This window comes from Ligilactobacillus ruminis ATCC 27782 (genome assembly GCF_000224985.1).
Lineage (GTDB): Bacteria > Bacillota > Bacilli > Lactobacillales > Lactobacillaceae > Ligilactobacillus > Ligilactobacillus ruminis.
The window spans coordinates 508206-524757 of record NC_015975.1; the positions used below are offsets into that span (position 1 = coordinate 508206).

Annotated in this window: 13 protein-coding genes and 3 pseudogenes; 9 read left to right on the plus strand and 7 right to left on the minus strand. The window is 41.8% G+C overall.

What is annotated here, in order from left to right; genetic code table 11:
* Positions 1–312: 312 nt before the first annotated feature.
* The 3 genes and pseudogenes from LRC_RS02530 to LRC_RS02550 all read right to left on the minus strand — a co-directional run bounded on the left by LRC_RS02530 (position 313) and on the right by LRC_RS02550 (position 3373).
* Positions 313–1280: pseudogene (locus LRC_RS02530) on the minus strand (biotin--[acetyl-CoA-carboxylase] ligase).
* A 338-nt stretch (positions 1281–1618) separates the two neighbouring features.
* A pseudogene (locus LRC_RS02540) lies at positions 1619–2253 on the minus strand (IS607 family transposase).
* Between the two features lie 136 nt (positions 2254–2389).
* Positions 2390–3373 (minus strand): biotin--[acetyl-CoA-carboxylase] ligase, encoded by a 984-nt coding sequence (locus LRC_RS02550; RefSeq protein ID WP_014073021.1) that lies wholly within the window; start codon positions 3371–3373, stop codon positions 2390–2392.
* A 138-nt stretch (positions 3374–3511) separates the two neighbouring features.
* Here LRC_RS02550 and LRC_RS02555 point away from each other — a divergent pair, with 138 nt between their 5' ends.
* Genes LRC_RS02555 through LRC_RS02565 form a run of 3 tightly spaced genes read left to right on the plus strand, consistent with a single transcriptional unit; the run spans position 3512 to position 6334 of the window.
* A complete protein-coding gene (locus LRC_RS02555; protein ID WP_014073022.1) occupies positions 3512–4627 on the plus strand; it encodes a YibE/F family protein in 1116 nt (371 codons plus the stop codon).
* A complete protein-coding gene (locus LRC_RS02560) occupies positions 4614–5381 on the plus strand; it encodes a YibE/F family protein (protein ID WP_014073023.1) in 768 nt (255 codons plus the stop codon). The genes LRC_RS02555 and LRC_RS02560 overlap by 14 nt, the downstream gene beginning before the upstream one ends.
* A gap of 14 nt (positions 5382–5395) precedes the next feature.
* Entirely contained in the window at positions 5396–6334 is a 939-nt protein-coding gene (locus LRC_RS02565; protein WP_225354909.1) for an outer membrane protein assembly factor BamD, read from the plus strand.
* Positions 6335–6727: 393 nt separating this feature from the next.
* Here LRC_RS02565 and LRC_RS02570 read toward each other — a convergent pair whose 3' ends face one another.
* Together LRC_RS02570 and LRC_RS02575 are read right to left on the minus strand one after the other, a co-directional pair.
* Positions 6728–7096 (minus strand): DUF3899 domain-containing protein, encoded by a 369-nt coding sequence (locus tag LRC_RS02570; RefSeq protein WP_225354908.1) that lies wholly within the window; start codon positions 7094–7096, stop codon positions 6728–6730.
* A gap of 15 nt (positions 7097–7111) precedes the next feature.
* Complete coding sequence (locus LRC_RS02575) at positions 7112–8419, minus strand: HD domain-containing protein (RefSeq protein WP_014073026.1); 1308 nt, start codon at positions 8417–8419, stop codon at positions 7112–7114.
* A gap of 96 nt (positions 8420–8515) precedes the next feature.
* Here LRC_RS02575 and LRC_RS02580 point away from each other — a divergent pair, with 96 nt between their 5' ends.
* From LRC_RS02580 to LRC_RS02590, 3 genes and pseudogenes are all read left to right on the plus strand, one after another.
* Entirely contained in the window at positions 8516–8932 is a 417-nt protein-coding gene (locus LRC_RS02580; RefSeq protein ID WP_014073027.1) for a YwiB family protein, read from the plus strand.
* A 49-nt stretch (positions 8933–8981) separates the two neighbouring features.
* A complete protein-coding gene (gene rpoE, locus LRC_RS02585) occupies positions 8982–9569 on the plus strand; it encodes a DNA-directed RNA polymerase subunit delta (protein ID WP_014073028.1) in 588 nt (195 codons plus the stop codon).
* A gap of 167 nt (positions 9570–9736) precedes the next feature.
* Positions 9737–11336: pseudogene (locus LRC_RS02590) on the plus strand (CTP synthase).
* 186 nt (positions 11337–11522) lie between these two features.
* On the opposite strand, the gene LRC_RS02595 reads toward LRC_RS02590, so the two are convergent.
* Positions 11523–12194, minus strand: a complete 672-nt coding sequence (locus LRC_RS02595) for an ABC transporter ATP-binding protein (RefSeq protein ID WP_003693464.1) — start codon at positions 12192–12194, stop codon at positions 11523–11525.
* Between the two features lie 4 nt (positions 12195–12198).
* A complete protein-coding gene (locus tag LRC_RS02600) occupies positions 12199–13242 on the minus strand; it encodes an ABC transporter permease (RefSeq protein ID WP_014073029.1) in 1044 nt (347 codons plus the stop codon).
* Positions 13243–13542: 300 nt separating this feature from the next.
* Here LRC_RS02600 and LRC_RS02605 point away from each other — a divergent pair, with 300 nt between their 5' ends.
* From LRC_RS02605 to LRC_RS02615, 3 genes are all read left to right on the plus strand, one after another.
* Positions 13543–14823 (plus strand): UDP-N-acetylglucosamine 1-carboxyvinyltransferase, encoded by a 1281-nt coding sequence (locus LRC_RS02605; protein ID WP_014073030.1) that lies wholly within the window; start codon positions 13543–13545, stop codon positions 14821–14823.
* A gap of 18 nt (positions 14824–14841) precedes the next feature.
* Positions 14842–16161, plus strand: a complete 1320-nt coding sequence (rho, locus tag LRC_RS02610) for a transcription termination factor Rho (protein WP_014073031.1) — start codon at positions 14842–14844, stop codon at positions 16159–16161.
* 99 nt (positions 16162–16260) lie between these two features.
* Entirely contained in the window at positions 16261–16509 is a 249-nt protein-coding gene (locus tag LRC_RS02615; RefSeq protein ID WP_003696429.1) for a type B 50S ribosomal protein L31, read from the plus strand.
* Positions 16510–16552: the final 43 nt, after the last annotated feature.

Consider the following 16552-nt stretch of genomic DNA (forward strand, 5'->3'; position numbering starts at 1 on the left):
AGACTGGCTTACGGGCAGAATGGCGATTTTTAAGACTTGACCGGAAAAGTCGTCCCTTGTTTATGGGTAGGATGTTTTGATTCATGGAAATGAAAACAGGCTTATTTCCATCATGGAAGACGATCGTCCTGCATACGAAAAAACGGATCAGATTTGCAATTGATTGCAAATCTGATCCGTTTTTTTCAAGTCTCTTTCAATTCAAGGCATAGTTTTTTGTCAGCATCCTTTAATTTAAATTATACTGAACTCTTTAGCATTTAGGACAAAAAACAGAATTCCGTTTCAGCATTTTGCTTTATCAAAAGCCGATTAATCCGTGCTTATGATTTTTGTAACTTCTCCTGAAGCAAGCGTTTCGCCTGATGACAAGACAAGTCGTCCTTGATTATCGATGGTAGCAACGTGGCCTTCAGAAGTTTGACCAGAGCGGTTGATGGTGACGTCTTTTCCGATGGTATTTGAATGAGCGCGATATTCATCCATAAATGAAGCTGCTTTATAGTTTTGGTATAGCGAGAAGAATTCGTTGAGATAGTTTGCAATGAAGGTATTTCGACTGACACCGGAGTCAAGCGTGTATCTTCTGAGAGAACCTGCACGTTGTCTGATTTCTTCCGGAAATTTTGACGGATCGGTCAGGTAGTTGATGCCCGTTCCGACGATGACATGCTTGATGAGCTGCGTTTCAAGATCTGCAACTCCTTCGGTCAAGATGCCGACGATTTTTTTGCCGTCGACAAGGACGTCGTTGACCCATTTGATTTCGCACCTGGCATGAACTAATTTTTCAATCGTTCTGGTAACGGCAATGGCGGTTGCAGTCGTCAAAAGGCCGGGATTGAAATCGGGATCGTCATTATCAAGCAAGATGCTTATGTAGATTCCGCCGCCGACAGGTGAGGCAAAAGGGCGGCCGTAACGTCCATGGCCGGCTTTTTGACTGTCAGAAATAACAACGAGCGGAGTTTTTTTTCAGGGTCCATGGCCTTTTGACTGCAGCGATTGTTCGTGGAATCAATCGTATCATAAATTTCAAAATTTAAATCAAGCTCAGGATTCAAAAAACGTCTGATTGATGCTTCGCTCAGTTTCAAGCCTTCAATATAACGATACCCGATTCGCGGCTTGCTTTCGATTTGGTAACCTTCTTCTTGAAGCGACTGAATTGCTTTCCAAACCGCGGTTCTTGAAACATTGAGCTCATCTGCCAGTTCTTGTCCTGACAGGAAAGCTTGTTTTTTCAAAAGAAGCTGAAGAACTTTTTCAGATGTTTTCATACTAATTACCTTCTCTGTTATATAAAATATAGAATAATATAGAAATATGAAATATTTTTCCACATTATCAGAAACAATATAGCTTTTCATTTCTTAATTTTATTTGCTGCCGTCAACACCAGTATTCTCATATCCTAACGTGAGGGTAATGACAGAGACAAACTCGGTCATAAACTTTTGAACAATGTCATGTTGAATGTCAGCAAGCAATTCGTCGTGGACTTTACGTTCATTTGGAAGCAACTTTTTATCCTCTAAAATTAACGAGGTATCGTACATGGAGTTGCATAAAGCCAGTCAGCAGCGTCTGTAATCGCATAAGTCGTCAAGAACCTTTTTCATGGTTCTTTTGAGTCTTTGTCGTTGTTTTCGCCATCTGTCAAAGACTTGCCGTTTGCAATTTTGCTTTTATATTTTCGCAAACCAGGCAAGCGACAGGAAAATATGTTAACGATGCTTACAATATCATCAACCATTTCCTGGTCGGGACTTGTTTCAACGTTATTAAGCACTACGATTTCAGTATTGTGTTTTCTGCATAACGTTTCAAACCAATCATAATCCAAGCGAACGAATCTGTCTTTATAAGTAATGTAAATAGTTTCAATTTGGCCGTTCATCATTTCATCAAGAAGTTCGTTCCACTTCGGAAGCTTGTAGTTAAGCCCGCTGCCGATATCAGTAACGACTTCATCCAAGATGATGCCTTTGGTGTTGACGTATTCCCTGATGAAGTCAATTTGATTTTTCAGATCGCCTTTTTGACCATTAGTTGATACTCTGGCATAAGCTGCAATTTTTCGATTATCTTTATCAGATTGACCTATATATTTTAAGTACTGTTCTTCCGTTTAGTATCTTCGATTAGTGGGAGTTCGATAGGCTTTTAAAGTGCCTTTTTTATCCCGAATTTGCAAAGTTTTGACTGTGACGTTCAATCGTTCAGCCATTCCTTAGGTTTTAAAATTGCCATAATAAAATCACCTGTATTTATTTTATCTTTCTATGATTTTATTATAAAATATAATTCTATATAATTCCGCCTTTTTCTACTGATGAATTAACAGCTTTTGTTCTTGATGTTACGTATAATTATAGCCTAGCATTTGTCAATTATGCAAATCATAACCTTTTTCTCTGATCTTTGTAACTTCTCCTGACACTAGGATGGTACCGTCAGTCAAAACGAGCCGTCCTTTGTCATCGATTGTTTTGACTGCTTCTGAAACAACTCGGTCGGAAACGAGCACGGAGACCTGTTTTCCGATGATGTTTGAACGTTTGCGGTACTCGTTCATGAAAGCCCCGGTCCGATAATTTGGATATATTTTGAAGAATTCGTTTAAAAAGACTGCGATAAGCTTGTTTCTGCTGACGTCTGAACGATGAGCGTATTTTCTGAGAGATCCGGCACGATTCCTGATGTCGTCAGGGAAAATTTCCGGATCAGTCATGTAGTTCATTCCGAGCCCGATAATCACGTGATCCATTGCCCCTGATTGTAAATCAGTCACGCCTTCGACCAAGATGCCGGCGACTTTGCGATTATCGACGATGATATCGTTGACCCATTTGAGTTGGCAATTGATTCGAAATAGTTTTTCCAAAGCCTTAACGACTGCCAGCGATGAGGAAATAGTCAGCAGACCTGGATCGATTGGATCGTTGTTGATTTTTAACAGAATGCTCAAGTAGATTCCGCTGCCTTTTGGAGAAAAGAAGCTTCGTCCATAGCGGCCGTGACCGCCTGTTTGATGTTCTGACAAAACAATGTGCGGTTTTGATGTTTTTGAATCGAGAGCCAGTTTTTTACAAAAATCGTTGGTTGATTCGATTTGCTCATATGTTTCAAAAGTCAGATCCAACGCGGGATCAAGATATCGTCTGATTTCATCTTCGTTCAATTTCATTGACGGAAGATAGCGATAGCCCATCCGCGTTTTGCCCTCGATTAAGAATCCGCGTTGCTTTAAAGAACTGACTGCTTTCCAGACGGCCGTACGCGAGATGTTGAGTTTGTTTGCTATTTGTTGCCCCGAAACGTATTCAGGCGTTTCGGTCAGTAAGTTGAATACTTTTTCGATTGTTTCCATAATGGGCTCCCTTTTGTTAGTTAACCTAATCTTATTATTAAGTTAACGCAAAAGCAAGCAAATATTTTCATTGCAATATTTTCTTTAATTCTTTACATCAAAATGGTATCTTAAAAGTGAAGCTTGGGGTGATTAATAATGAAAACATTATTTGATAGGCACAATTTGTTAAAACTTCTTTTAATCGTTCTCAGTGGGCTGATTTTATATATATTTGCAAGTAATGATGCTTTTCTTTATAAACAACCGGTAGGAAAAGTCGAAAACGTTTCTGTCAAATCAGTCAGCAAAACTAAGGACACGTTCAATAATCAAGATAAGATAACGGTTCAGGAAGTAACCTTTAAAATCTTGAACGGGAAGTATCGAAACAAGATTGTCAAATTAAGAAATACTTATTCGCGATCAGGCGGGTTGGATCAAGAATACAAAGTCGGAAATCAGGTCTTTTTGACGATCAAAAAGCACCATGGAAAGGTGAATTCCTCGATTTCTCACTATAAGCGCGACGTTTGTCTGGTAATGCTGTTATGGCTTGTCATCGTTTTGTTATATGCAACGATGAAACTCAATGGGTTAAAAACATTGCTGAGCGTAGCGGTTAATTTTGTCGTTTTCCTGATTTTCGTTCAGCTTGACGTGATGCTTAATCTGACGCACTTTTTTTGGTTGTTTGCAGCGGCAGCTTTTATTTTTACGATTCTTTCGCTTTGGCTTGTAATCGGGGTTAACAAGCAATGGTTCGTGACTTGCGCGTCAGTCGTTTCCGGAACGGTGATTGCTCTTTTGATCGGACTGATTGCGATGAGCGTCACGAACGGCAAGGGTGTTCATTATGAGGCGCTGGATTATGCGACGCAATCTCCGAAGCAGCTTTTTCTTGCAGCAACCGTCATCGGACTTTTAGGAACGGTAATGGATGCTGCAACCGACATAGTTTCAACTTTATTTGAGATGAAGAGAACTGATGAAAAGATCAGCGAAGGACAGCTTTTCAAATCAGGGATGGCAGTTGGACGATCGATAATGGGACCCTTGATCAACGTTCTTTTGATGATCTTTTTTGCAGAAACTTTTACGATGGCGATTCTGTATTTTAAAACGGGAAACAGCATTGCTTATACGTTCGAATGGACGATGGCGCTTGGAATCGTGCAGACTTTGGTCAGCGGAATAGGAGTAACGCTGGTCATTCCATGCGCAAGCTTTCTCAGCGCGAAAGTTTTAGGGGGTGCTCAAGATGTCAACGATTAGTCTGTTGACGCTCATATTGATGATTTTGATGATCCTTGTTGGCGGAAAAAGCGGTTTTACGTCATTTTTGAGCGTTGTCTTCAATTTTTTGATTCTGTTTGCGGCCGTCATCCTGATTACCGGCGGAATTTCTGCAATCGGCGTAACTTTTTTTGCGGGGGTTTGCATTCTGGCAATCACGATTTTCATGGGCAACAAGAACGAGACTTCGACGAATACGGCATTCGTTGCAACGCTGATCGTAATGGTCATAATGCTGCTTTTGATCGTTCCTTTGGATTATTTTGCCCAAATCAAAGGTTTTTCAAATGAGCAATCAGAAGAAATCGAAGCTTTCAATCTGCTTGTCGGTGCCAATTTTGAAACTATTTTGATTTCAACGACCGTTTTGAGCACGCTTGGCGCAATTGCTGAAGCGGCAGTGGCAATTTCAAGCGGTCTGGAGGAATTGAGTGAACAAAATCCAGGAATTACGATTGCGGAAATTTTCAAAAGCGGACGCACGATTGGTTTTCAGATTATGGGCATGACGTTCAACACCTTGTTTTTTGGAATGTTTGGCGGCGATTTGGCATTGTTCATTTTGCTTTACAAACTGAATGCCAATTTTGGCTATTATTTAAATTCGAAGATTTTCGTTGGCGAATGCATGGCGGTTTTGTACTCAGCCGTTGCGGTAATTTTGGTTATTTGGATTACGACCTATCTGATGGGAAGAAAAATTAACCAAAAGCGCAAAGGTACCGATTTTTAGAAGGGATGAAATCGATGAAATTTTTTAAAAATGCAGTTAAGGTAGCGTCAGCAGCGATAATGGCATTATTGCTTGTCGGGTGCGGTGAAAAGCAAAACAAGACTACAGTCGGAAATGATGGGAATACGGCTTATCAAACGGCGATTTCCAATCTTGAAACTGGGGATAACAAGCAGGCGTATTCCGAACTGAAAGCAGTTGATGAAAAAAGCCTGTCTGTCAAAGCAAAAAAATTGCGCAACAATCTAAAGTATCTTTTGGCAGCAAAAAAGGCACTGACCGGAAACGATGTTGAAGAAGCGGAAAAAAACTTGGCAAATTTGGATAACGTTACGAGTCCGGATGCGCTTGTCAAGCAGATTAAAAAAGTACAGCGCGAATATCAGATTATTCAACTTGCAAATCGTTATTATGAGGACGTGACTGCTTATTACAAAGCCGGCAAGTATTCTGAAGCAGGCGGAAGTCTGCAAGCCCTTAATTCGCTTTCAAACAGCTATCAGGCGGTTGAAAATTTGCAATACAAAGCTTCCAAATATGATTCTTTGATTGCACAGGCACAAAATGAGTCCGTTAGCAAAGCTGAAAGCGCAGGCTCCGAGTCAGGTTATACGAATGCCAGGAATTCCAAGCTGATGAGTTCGCAGTATGAGAAGGCAACGGGAAGGGACATTTCGTCTGCTGATAATTCAGAAGTTTCATCGTTTGCATCTTCGATGACGAATGATGAAGTTTTAAATTCATTCAGAACAGCGACGAAAATTCCGCAAGAAGCCGGGGATCAGTATTACGTGCAGGAAACTTCAAAAGACAACTATCAGATTGAAATTCGCCATACGAGCGATTCTAACACGCAAGTTTCTAATTTAAAGGGAATGTATCAGTTCAATTCGGTAACTAAAAAGGCCAAGAAATTGAATGAAATCAGCGGGGATTATGAAGACATCAATTGATGTCTTAGCTTTTTTATGAAAAAAAAACCGCCATCGACTGAATGGCGGCAAGTCAGTTAGTTAGTTGTTGATTTTGGGGAATGCGTCAGTGCAGGCAATCTGCTTATGAGAGGCGCAGATTGCCTGTAAAGACCATGTGTAAAGTAAAATCATAACCCTTACATACTTTGTTATCGGTATTTGGGCGGCAAATTTAAGCCTTCTTGGTAATTTTTTTTACTATATTTCAAAATTTCAAAAAATTCGGTGATTTGACCCAATATAATCTAATGTTGACTTTTAATTATGTCTATCCGTAAGAGGTTGTGAAAAAACATGGCTCAAATTGAAAACCAGGATGATTTGCGATTGATTGCAAATATCATCCTGGTTTTTGCGTATACGTGACTTTTGTCAGATCGTCATCGTAATTGCGATGAGAATCAGAATCACTCCGATCAGAGTGCAATTAAACGAGAGTTTTTTGAAGTGGATGGGTTCGTTCTTTTTTTCCGAAGCGACTTTGCGAATGTCGATTTTGCGCTTTTTGAAGTCTTCATCGCTTTCTCCTTTGCGTTGCTTTTGAAACCATCCTGCCATCAGATGCGCATGAAGCAAGATGTCAACCATCATGATGCAAAGGCAAAAAAGACCAAGCATGAATAAAAAATTTGAGCACGGCAAACGATATTTGTTCAAGCATGAGATTGAAGAAACAATCAAAGCGACTGCAATGATTATCGGCGTCCATGGAAGCCAGAGGTTTTCTTTAACAAATTTCAATTTAAAGTTCCTTCCTTAAATGATGCGATCATTTTTGATATGTTTCAAAAATTCGTCATAGTAGCATTTGAAAATTTCTGATTGAGATTCTTCTTCAAGCATTTCCTTAGGGAAAAAGAAACGTTCATCTCCCAATGATTTGTTTGTTAAGGCTCCGACCAACGCGGAAACATTTGAAAGTTCAACCAGATCTCCGTTTTTTTCCAACAACTTGATGTTGGCCTTGTCATATTTGTACGGAAGGTCGAAGCTGTTGTTCGTGCCGGTGTAGTAATCAGCATTGTAACCGCAATTTGAAACCAGTTCTTTTAGATTATCCAAGCTGATTGAGGCGGTTTTTGAATCGTAGAGCATTGATTTTAACGGATGACGATCCAAAAAACGGATGGCAAAATCTCTTAAAATCCTGTCTTTTGAATAGCGCCAGGATTCAAAGCACGTATTGAGCACGCCGTCATCCAGTCTGAGATAATCGCCAAGCGTAAATTCTTCGTTAAAAAACGGTTCAAGATAATTTTTGGCAAACCCGTCTTCAAGCTCGTTTTTAAGATACAAGTCTTTGGCACGTTTTAAAAGGTGGCTCAAAATAACTTCCATTGAACGCGAAACTGGATGAAAGTAGATTTGCTGATACATCTGAAAACGACTGATGATGTAATCTTCAACCGCGTGCATCCCCGTTTTATCGAAAACGATCCCGCCTTCATAAGGGCGCATGACACGCAGGATTCGCGTCAAGTCAAACGTTCCGTAGTGCGTTCCGGTAAAATACGAATCACGCAAAAGGTAGTCCATGCGGTCGGCATCCAATTTGCTTGAAATCATCTGAACGACTTGAGGATTAGAATAGGTTTTATTGATGACGCTTGCGACTTTTTCGGGAAATGCAGGGGAAACTTCGCGCAGGACGGCATTTATTTCAGTTGATTGATCGGTAATGATTTTTTGGGTCATTTCTTCATGATTTGTTGAAAAAATATGCTCAAAAGTGTGCGAATAAGCGCCATGGCCGACATCGTGGAGCAGGGCTGCGCATAAAGCCACCAATCGTTCGGAATCATCCCAAAGACCGTCTGAAGGCTCTTTTGAAGGGTAGTTGCGTTCGAAAAGGTCACAGATGCGGCGCGTTATTTCGTAAACGCCAACAGAATGAGAAAACCTTGAATGTTCTGCACCGTGAAAAGTCGAACTGGTGGTTCCGAGCTGCTTGATGCGCCTGAGACGCTGAAATTCTTTGGTGTTGATCAAATCAAGAATAACCTGATGCTGGATATAAATATGATCATGAACAGGATCTCTCAGAACCTTTTCTCTTTCGAGCATTTTTGGTGTATAATCTGTGATGATATTACCTTCTTTACGATGTTTTAGTTTCATTATACACAAAGAATGCATGGCAAGAAAGGAAAGGTTTTTTCATTGGAAAACGGAATACCGGTCAAAGTTGACGTAAGAACAAGGCAGATTCAATCAGGAGAAAAAAACGACTATTCGCAAAAATTTGACGGAAGACTTTCGATTAAGAATCAAACGCTTTATTTGCGTTATGATGAGAGCAGCGAAGCCAGAGTGACTTTTAAAGTTTGCGAAGACGACGTCTATTTGTCGCGAAAGAGCGGTCAGATGAGATTGAAACTGCATTTTAATGAAAATGTAAAATTTGAAACCAGCTATTTGACGCCTTACGGAGCGGTTGAGCTGAGGTGTGAAACGGATTGTTTCAAGTTTGACTATGATCGAAAAGTTCAAAGTGGATCTTTGACAATTGATTACAGACTTTTTACGGGCGATGAAATCTTGGGAGAATACAAAATCAGATTGCAATTTGCGGCCTAATATAGTATGATGAAGAGTAAACTGTAGACAGTGGAAAGGACGTGTACCAGTGGAACTAGAAAAGTTCAAAGATGCCGACAGAAACGAATTGTCCATGATTGAGGTTGCTCACGCAATTCTTAATGAACATGGCAAAGAAATGGTATTTGCTGATTTGGTCAATGAGATTCAAACGTTTTTGGGTAAAAGCGATCAGGAAATTCGTGATCGTTTGCCTCAATTTTATATGGATCTCAATTTTGACGGCAGCTTCATCTCATTAGGCGAAAATACGTGGGGACTTCGTTCATGGTATCCATACGAATCGATTGACGAAGCGCTTGTTCACACCGATGATGAAGACGATGAAGATCGTCCGCGCAAAAAGAGCAAGAAGGTCAACGCTTTCTTGGACGATGATGCTGACGATGATGACGTGATCGATTACAATGATGACGATCCTGAAGACAACGACCTTGACGATGATTATGACGATGAAGATGATGAAGACGAAAATCGTGAATTGAAGGAATACAGTCGAGATCTTGACGATATCGATGATGCAGACGATACTGAAGACGATCTTCCGGACGGCATCGAAGGTCAGCTGAACGAGTTGGATGATGACGAAGATTCCGATGGTGACGACGAATTATAATTTTTGCTTGACGCTCGTCGATTAATTATGTAGAATGCTTTATGGGCGCCTCACATATATTGAGGCCAAGAGTACGGCAAGACAAGCTCCCTATTCATAAAAGAGGAATAGGGAGCTTGTTATTTTTGTTGGAAAATACCCGAAAAAATTCAAAGGAGCTTTTTATAATGACCAAGTATATTTTTGTTACTGGCGGTGTGGTTTCTTCGCTTGGCAAGGGAATCGTGGCTGCGTCACTGGGACGTTTACTTAAGAATCGCGGTTTAAAAATTACGATTCAAAAATTTGATCCATATATCAATGTTGATCCAGGGACGATGAGTCCGTATCAGCACGGTGAGGTATTCGTTACGGATGATGGTACTGAAACGGATCTTGATTTAGGTCACTATGAACGCTTCATTGACATCAACCTGAACAAGTACTCGAACGTTACAACCGGAAAAATTTATTCAGAAGTTTTGAAAAAAGAACGTCGCGGCGATTATCTCGGTGCAACGGTGCAGGTTATCCCTCACATCACGAACATGATCAAGGAAAAAATCATGCGTGCAGGAACGGTGACGGATGCTGACGTCGTTATCACAGAAGTCGGCGGAACCGTTGGTGATATCGAATCATTGCCGTTTTTGGAAGCATTGCGTCAAATGCGTTCCGAAGTCGGCAGCGAAAACGTCGTCTATATTCACACGACGCTCGTTCCTTACCTTCATGCAGCCGGCGAAATGAAGACGAAACCAACGCAGCACAGCGTTAAAGAACTTCGCGGCCTTGGAATCCAACCGAATATTTTGGTTGTCAGAACGGAAAAGCCGATTTCGGAAAGCATGCGTAACAAAATTGCCAATTTCTGCGGACGTTGAACCAGAAGCGGTCATTGAATCAATGGATGTTGACACGCTTTATCAAATTCCTCTGAATTTGCAAGCACAACACATGGACGAAATCGTCTGCAAGATGCTTCATCTTGACACGCCGCAAGCAGACATGACCGATTGGAAATCGCTTTGCAAACGCGTTCGCAACCTTGAAGGAGAAGTCAAAATTGCGCTTGTCGGCAAGTACGTTCAGCTTCCTGACGCTTATATTTCGGTTAACGAAGCTTTGAAGCATGCTGGCTATAAGATTAATGCAAATGTCAAAATCGACTACTTTAACTCTGAAGAATTGACTGCAGAAAACGTTGCTGACGAGTTGAAAGGTTATGACGGCATAATCGTTCCCGGGGGCTTTGGCAATCGTGGCCTCGAAGGCATGATTCAGGCCATTCGTTATGCGCGTGAAAACAACGTTCCGTTCCTTGGCATCTGCCTTGGCATGCAAATGGCCTGCATCGAATTTGCCCGCGACGTTTGCGGACTTGAAGATTGCAACAGTGCTGAAGTTGATGCAAACTGCAAGAACAATATTATCGATTTGATGGCTGATCAAGCTGACATCGAAGATATGGGCGGAACGCAACGCCTTGGCCTTTATCCATGCAAGCTCAAGCAAGGAACAAGAACAGCAGCAGCGTATGACAATCAAGACGTGATTCAAGAACGTCACCGTCATCGTTACGAATTCAACAATGATTATCGTGAAATCTTGTCAAACAAAGGCTTGACTTTTGCCGGCACGTCTCCTGACAATCGTTTGGTTGAAGTTGTTGAAATTACTGACCATAAATTCTTCGTAGCTGCGCAATACCATCCGGAATTTCTTTCACGTCCGCAACGTCCGGAAGGATTGTTTGCTGAATTTGTAAAGTCTGCAGCGGAAAAATAAATTTTAATTATGTCTGGCCGGAAGAGGCTGGGAAGAAACGATGACTCAAATTGAAAAACTCGGATGACTTGCAGTTAATTGCAAATCTTATCCGAGTTTTTGCGTATGCAGGACAATTTCTCGTCGTGGCAAAAATAACCAAAAAGCCCCAACATCGAATTTATCGATTTTTGGGGCTTTTAGAATTTATCTTTCATTTAACTTTCCATCGTTAAGATCGTAGACTCTGTCGGCCTGATCCAATAATCGCAAATCATGAGTTACAGTGATGACGGCCTTGTTTTGACGATGGGCAAGGTTGCTTAAAAGATTGCCGACTTCTTTGACTCGCGGCGTATCAAGTGCGGCCGTCGGTTCGTCTGCGAGGATGATTTCCGGATTTGCATAAAGGGCACGTGCAATGGCAGCACGCTGCATTTGACCTCCTGAAAGCTCGTTTGGATATTTAGATATCAGATTAGAAATTTCAAGCGATTCAAGCAATTTTTCAAGTTCTTTTTGACTGAGATTTTCAGTGTTTTTAACTTTGTCTACGAGCTCGAATTGTTCTGAAACGGTCAGATAGGGTACGAGGTTATGCGACTGGAGCACGAAACCGATTTTGTTCAAGCGAAGTTTTTCTTTGGAATTCATCGGCATGTTACGAGTATTCGTCCCGTTGATCAAAACGTCGCCGGAAGTCGGTTTTTGCAAGATGCCGGCAATCGTCAGAAACGTGCTTTTTCCGGAACCTGACGGGCCCAAGATCAAAACAAACTCGCCTTTTTCAGCCTTAAAACTGACGTCTTTTAAGACGTGGACCTTGCTTGTGCCTTTTCCGTAGTACTTGTTGATGTTTTTTAGTTCGATTGCTTCCATTGTCTTAACCTCCGATTGCGTTTGCAGGATCTACTTTGAGAATCGTTCTGATTGGAACCAGCGATCCGAGAATTGCCGCGATAAGCAGCAAAAATCCGACCAGAAGCATTGCCAACGGCTCAAATTTCAAAGGAACCGAACTCGGAATTGCGAGCGAACAGATGAAAGTCAGCAAAGTCCCGAGGACAAGCCCGATTACGCCCAAAAGAAATGCCTGCGAAATCGTATTTTTGACAAGGAATGACGAGGGGATGCCCTGTGCTCTTAAAACGGCAAAATTAGCTAGCTTTTGGATGGTGATGATATATTGGAAAACGCCCATGATGATGAGCGAAATCACTAGCAAAAAACCGATCATCAAGCCAAAAGTGGCATTTTGCGCCTCATAGCCGGGAAGATTGTCAATCAGTTTTTGTTTGGAATACGTTGAAAGATCGTTTGCTTCAAAACCTTTTTTCTGCGACGCGACGGCACTTGCCTTGAAGTTTTCGGGGACGTTTCTCAATGATTGCCAATCTGACAGGGTACCATAGATTACGGGCGAAATGTTGATTTTGGCATCATCGACGAATCCGATGACGGTGAACGTTTTGCCTTCTGAATTCAATTTGATTTTTGAGCCTTTCTTCAATCCGGAACGTTTGAATGAGTCATCAAGCAAGACATCGCCTGATTTTGTCGGAAAATTTTTGATGTCTTTTGCAATAAACCCGTTTTTCTCAAGGCCGATGAAGTTGGCACTCGTATTTTTCATCTTTTTGTGCTTGGCTACGACGGATGCCTGTCCAAGCAGCGTTTCTTTTTTGGTTAAATGCAGGGCGCTGATTTGTTCAGATGTGATCAAAGATTGACGCAGGTTTACGTCTGCGTCCTTGTTCAATGCGATTGATTTGAAATTCCAGCTGTCGATTGCTGCGGTGTTTTGGTTTCCCAATCCTTGCGCAAGGCCGGTCAAGATAAAGATGAGCCAGCTGATGAGGGCAATCATGGCGATAATCATTCCGTAACGTAATTTTTCGTGTTTTATTTCTTTAATTGCAAGATACATATTGAATTCCTTTCTGATATTTATGTATTTATGTAAAGAAGAAAGTCATCTGCTCTGATCACCTAATGCAAGGGTAACGGTCATTATTTGGAAAGTCAACAAAATAGCTCAGAACATAGCGCATTTTTGTTAAAAAAATGAGATAATATTTGTAATGATATTGAAACAATAGCACATATCTTGTAAAATGCAATATGGCGCATTCTTTTTTCAGCGCATGCAAAATGAAGTTGATAACGATTAATTTTGCATATTAATTGATGATGATTCGAAAAAGTTTTGAGTGAGGATATATTTGAAATGGAAAAAATGATTGTTAAGGGACAACAGAAGCTGTCTGGCGAAGTTACAATCGGGGGCGCCAAAAACAGTACTGTTGCATTGATTCCTGCGGCCATTTTGGCAGATACGCCTGTTAAATTTGATTCGGTTCCGGATATTTTGGACGTTCATAATCTGATGCTGATTTTAAAGGCGATGAATGTCGATTCGACTTACAGACGAGGGGAACTTTTGGTTGATCCGACAAAAATCAAGAGTGTTCCGCTTCCAGGCGGCGCAATTCGAAGTTTGCGCGCGTCATATTATTTTATGGGGGCTTTGCTTGGAAAGTTCGGCGAAGCAATCGTTGGATTTCCAGGCGGCGACAATATCGGTCCGCGTCCGATTGATCAGCATATCAAAGGTTTCAAAGCGTTGGGGGCGCATGTTGAAGAAAAAGAAAATACCGTTCACATTACGACGGGTCCAGAAGGATTGCACGGAGCAAGAATCTTTTTTGACCTCGTTTCTGTCGGTGCGACGATCAACGTTTTGTTGGCCGCCGTCAAAGCCAAGGGACTGACGATTATGGAAAACGTTGCTCGTGAGCCGGAAATCGTTGATTTGGCAACTTTTTTGAATAATATGGGTGCCCATATTCGCGGAGCCGGTACAAATGAGATTCGCGTTCAGGGCGTTGATTCGCTCAGATCAAAGAACGTCCACACGATTATTCCCGATCGAATCGAAGCGGGGACGTATTTGTCGTTTGCCGCAGCCAACGGCAACGGCGTGCTGGTCAAAAATGTCATCACGGAACACCTGGATCCGTTTTTGTCCAAATTGGAGGAAATGGGCGTTCGAATGGAAATCGATGAGGATGAGATTTATGTTCCGGGCGGAGACGTTTTGAGTCCGGTAAATATCAAAACGGCTCCCTTCCCTGGATTTGCCACGGATCTGCAGCAGCCGATCACGCCGCTTTTGATGAAGGCAAGAGGAAGTTCGACGATTATTGACACGCTTTATCCTGAAAGAACCAAGCATATTCCTGAGATGCAGCGGATGGGCGCAAAGATTTCCAGCAAAGACGGAATTATTACGGTCGGGCATTCGATCGATCTTTCCGGGACAGTGGTTGAAGCGGGCGAAATTCGTGCCGGCGTGTCTCTCGTCGGCTTGGCACTGATGGCTAAGGGAACGACCGTCATCAACAAAGCGGACAATATTTTGCGCGGATATGACCGGATCGTTGAAAAATTCAGAGGCTTGTCAGTTGATCTTGAAGTAATTAATGAAAGCGAGAGTCTCAATCATTAGAAGAAAACGAGGGATGATATGAGCAAAAAAAATTTGACACTTGAAGATCTTCAAAAGAAGACGCTGAAAGAAATTTACGAGTATGCGCGTGAATACAAGATCAAATACTATAGTCAGATGAACAAAAAGGAATTGTCTTTGGCTGTCATCCGGGCGCAGGCCGAACAAGACGATTTCAGGATGAAAGGAATTCTTGAAATTTTTTACGATGACGGCGGCTATGGTTTTTTGAGACCGCTCAATTACAGTCCTTCAAAAGAAGACATCTATTTGTCGGCATCTCAAATCAAGCGTTTTGGTCTGAGAAACGGTGATGAGGTGGCCGGAAGAGTCAGACCGCCGCGTAAAGGCTCCAATAACGATCGTTACGGCATGATGTATATTGATGCGGTCAACGGAAAAGATCCGGATGAAGCCAAGGGAAGACCTCATTTTCCTGCTTTGACGGCAATTTATCCTGATAGGAAACTAGTCCTTGAAAATAATCCCAAAGATTTGTCGACACGCTTGATTGATCTCTTTGCACCGGTCGGATTTGGTCAAAGAGGCATGATTGTTGCGCCTCCTAAGGCCGGAAAGACTACTTTTTTGAAGAATATTGCAGCCGGAATTTCAAAGAATGCAAAAGATGCGAAACTGATCGTTCTTCTAATTGATGAGCGTCCCGAAGAAGTCACCGATTTGGAAGATTACGTTTCATCAATCAATTCGAACGGTGAAGTCGTTTATTCGACCTTTGATCAGAGACCGGAAAGTCATGTCCACATTTCAGAAATGGTTCTTGAGCGTGCGATGCGATTGGTCGAGGATAAGCAGGATGTCGTGATTTTGCTTGATTCGTTGACCAGACTTGCGCGCGCATACAATCTCGTGATTCCTTCAAGCGGCAAAACCCTGTCCGGTGGTCTGGATCCGACGGCTTTGTACCGTCCGAAGAAATTTTTTGGATCGGCACGAAACGTCCGTGAAGGCGGAAGTCTGACGATTATTGCGACTGCTTTGGTTGAAACGGGCAGCAGGCAGGATGACATCATATTTGAGGAATTTAAAGGGACCGGCAATCAAGAACTCCAATTGAATCGTGATTTGGCAGAACGCCGAATTTTTCCTGCTGTTGACATCAAGAAGTCGGGCACGAGAAAAGAAGAACTTTTGTTGACCAAAGAAGAGCTTGAAGCAGTTTGGAAGCTTCGCAGAATTTCAACAAGCGATACCGTTCGTTTCACGAATGATATTTTAAAAGTCTTCAAGCAGACGAAAGACAATGCTGAATTTTGCCAAAAGGTCGAAGATTTGTCGAAAACGACGCGGTCAAGCAAAAAAATCGGAAAAAGATAATTGCATGACTTGAAGTTTCATGTTATTATGAAGTATGTTGCGATAGCACAGAATAACTCTGATCCAGCAAATGGTTCAGGGCAAAGGAGCGAAATTATAATGAAGCAAGGAATTCATCCAGATTATCATGAAGTTGTTTTCTTGGATTCTGCAACAGGCTATAAGTTCTTGTCAGGTTCTACGAAGACATCTTCAGAAACGATCGAATGGGAAGATGGCAAAACATACCCATTGATTCGTGTCGAAATCTCTTGTGATTCACATCCGTTCTACACAGGTAAGCAAAAGTTTACGCAAGCAGATGGTCGCGTGGATCGTTTCAACAAGAAGTACGGTTTCACAAAATAAGACGATTAATGAAAAACAGCCAAGTGTCCAGGTTGAGGATACT

What these genes read in the sequence shown, in the direction of transcription:
- LRC_RS02595 (WP_003693464.1), bottom strand. Translation starts at nt 12,194, where the DNA reads ATGGAAGCAATCGAACTAAAAAACATCAACAAGTACTACGGAAAAGGC.
- LRC_RS02560 (WP_014073023.1), top strand. Translation starts at nt 4,614, where the DNA reads ATGTCAACGATTAGTCTGTTGACGCTCATATTGATGATTTTGATGATC.
- LRC_RS02615 (WP_003696429.1), top strand. Translation starts at nt 16,261, where the DNA reads ATGAAGCAAGGAATTCATCCAGATTATCATGAAGTTGTTTTCTTGGAT.
- LRC_RS02555 (WP_014073022.1), top strand. Translation starts at nt 3,512, where the DNA reads ATGAAAACATTATTTGATAGGCACAATTTGTTAAAACTTCTTTTAATC.
- LRC_RS02605 (WP_014073030.1), top strand. Translation starts at nt 13,543, where the DNA reads ATGGAAAAAATGATTGTTAAGGGACAACAGAAGCTGTCTGGCGAAGTT.
- rho (WP_014073031.1), top strand. Translation starts at nt 14,842, where the DNA reads ATGAGCAAAAAAAATTTGACACTTGAAGATCTTCAAAAGAAGACGCTG.
- LRC_RS02600 (WP_014073029.1), bottom strand. Translation starts at nt 13,242, where the DNA reads ATGTATCTTGCAATTAAAGAAATAAAACACGAAAAATTACGTTACGGA.
- LRC_RS02565 (WP_225354909.1), top strand. Translation starts at nt 5,396, where the DNA reads ATGAAATTTTTTAAAAATGCAGTTAAGGTAGCGTCAGCAGCGATAATG.
- LRC_RS02575 (WP_014073026.1), bottom strand. Translation starts at nt 8,419, where the DNA reads ATGCTCGAAAGAGAAAAGGTTCTGAGAGATCCTGTTCATGATCATATT.
- LRC_RS02550 (WP_014073021.1), bottom strand. Translation starts at nt 3,373, where the DNA reads ATGGAAACAATCGAAAAAGTATTCAACTTACTGACCGAAACGCCTGAA.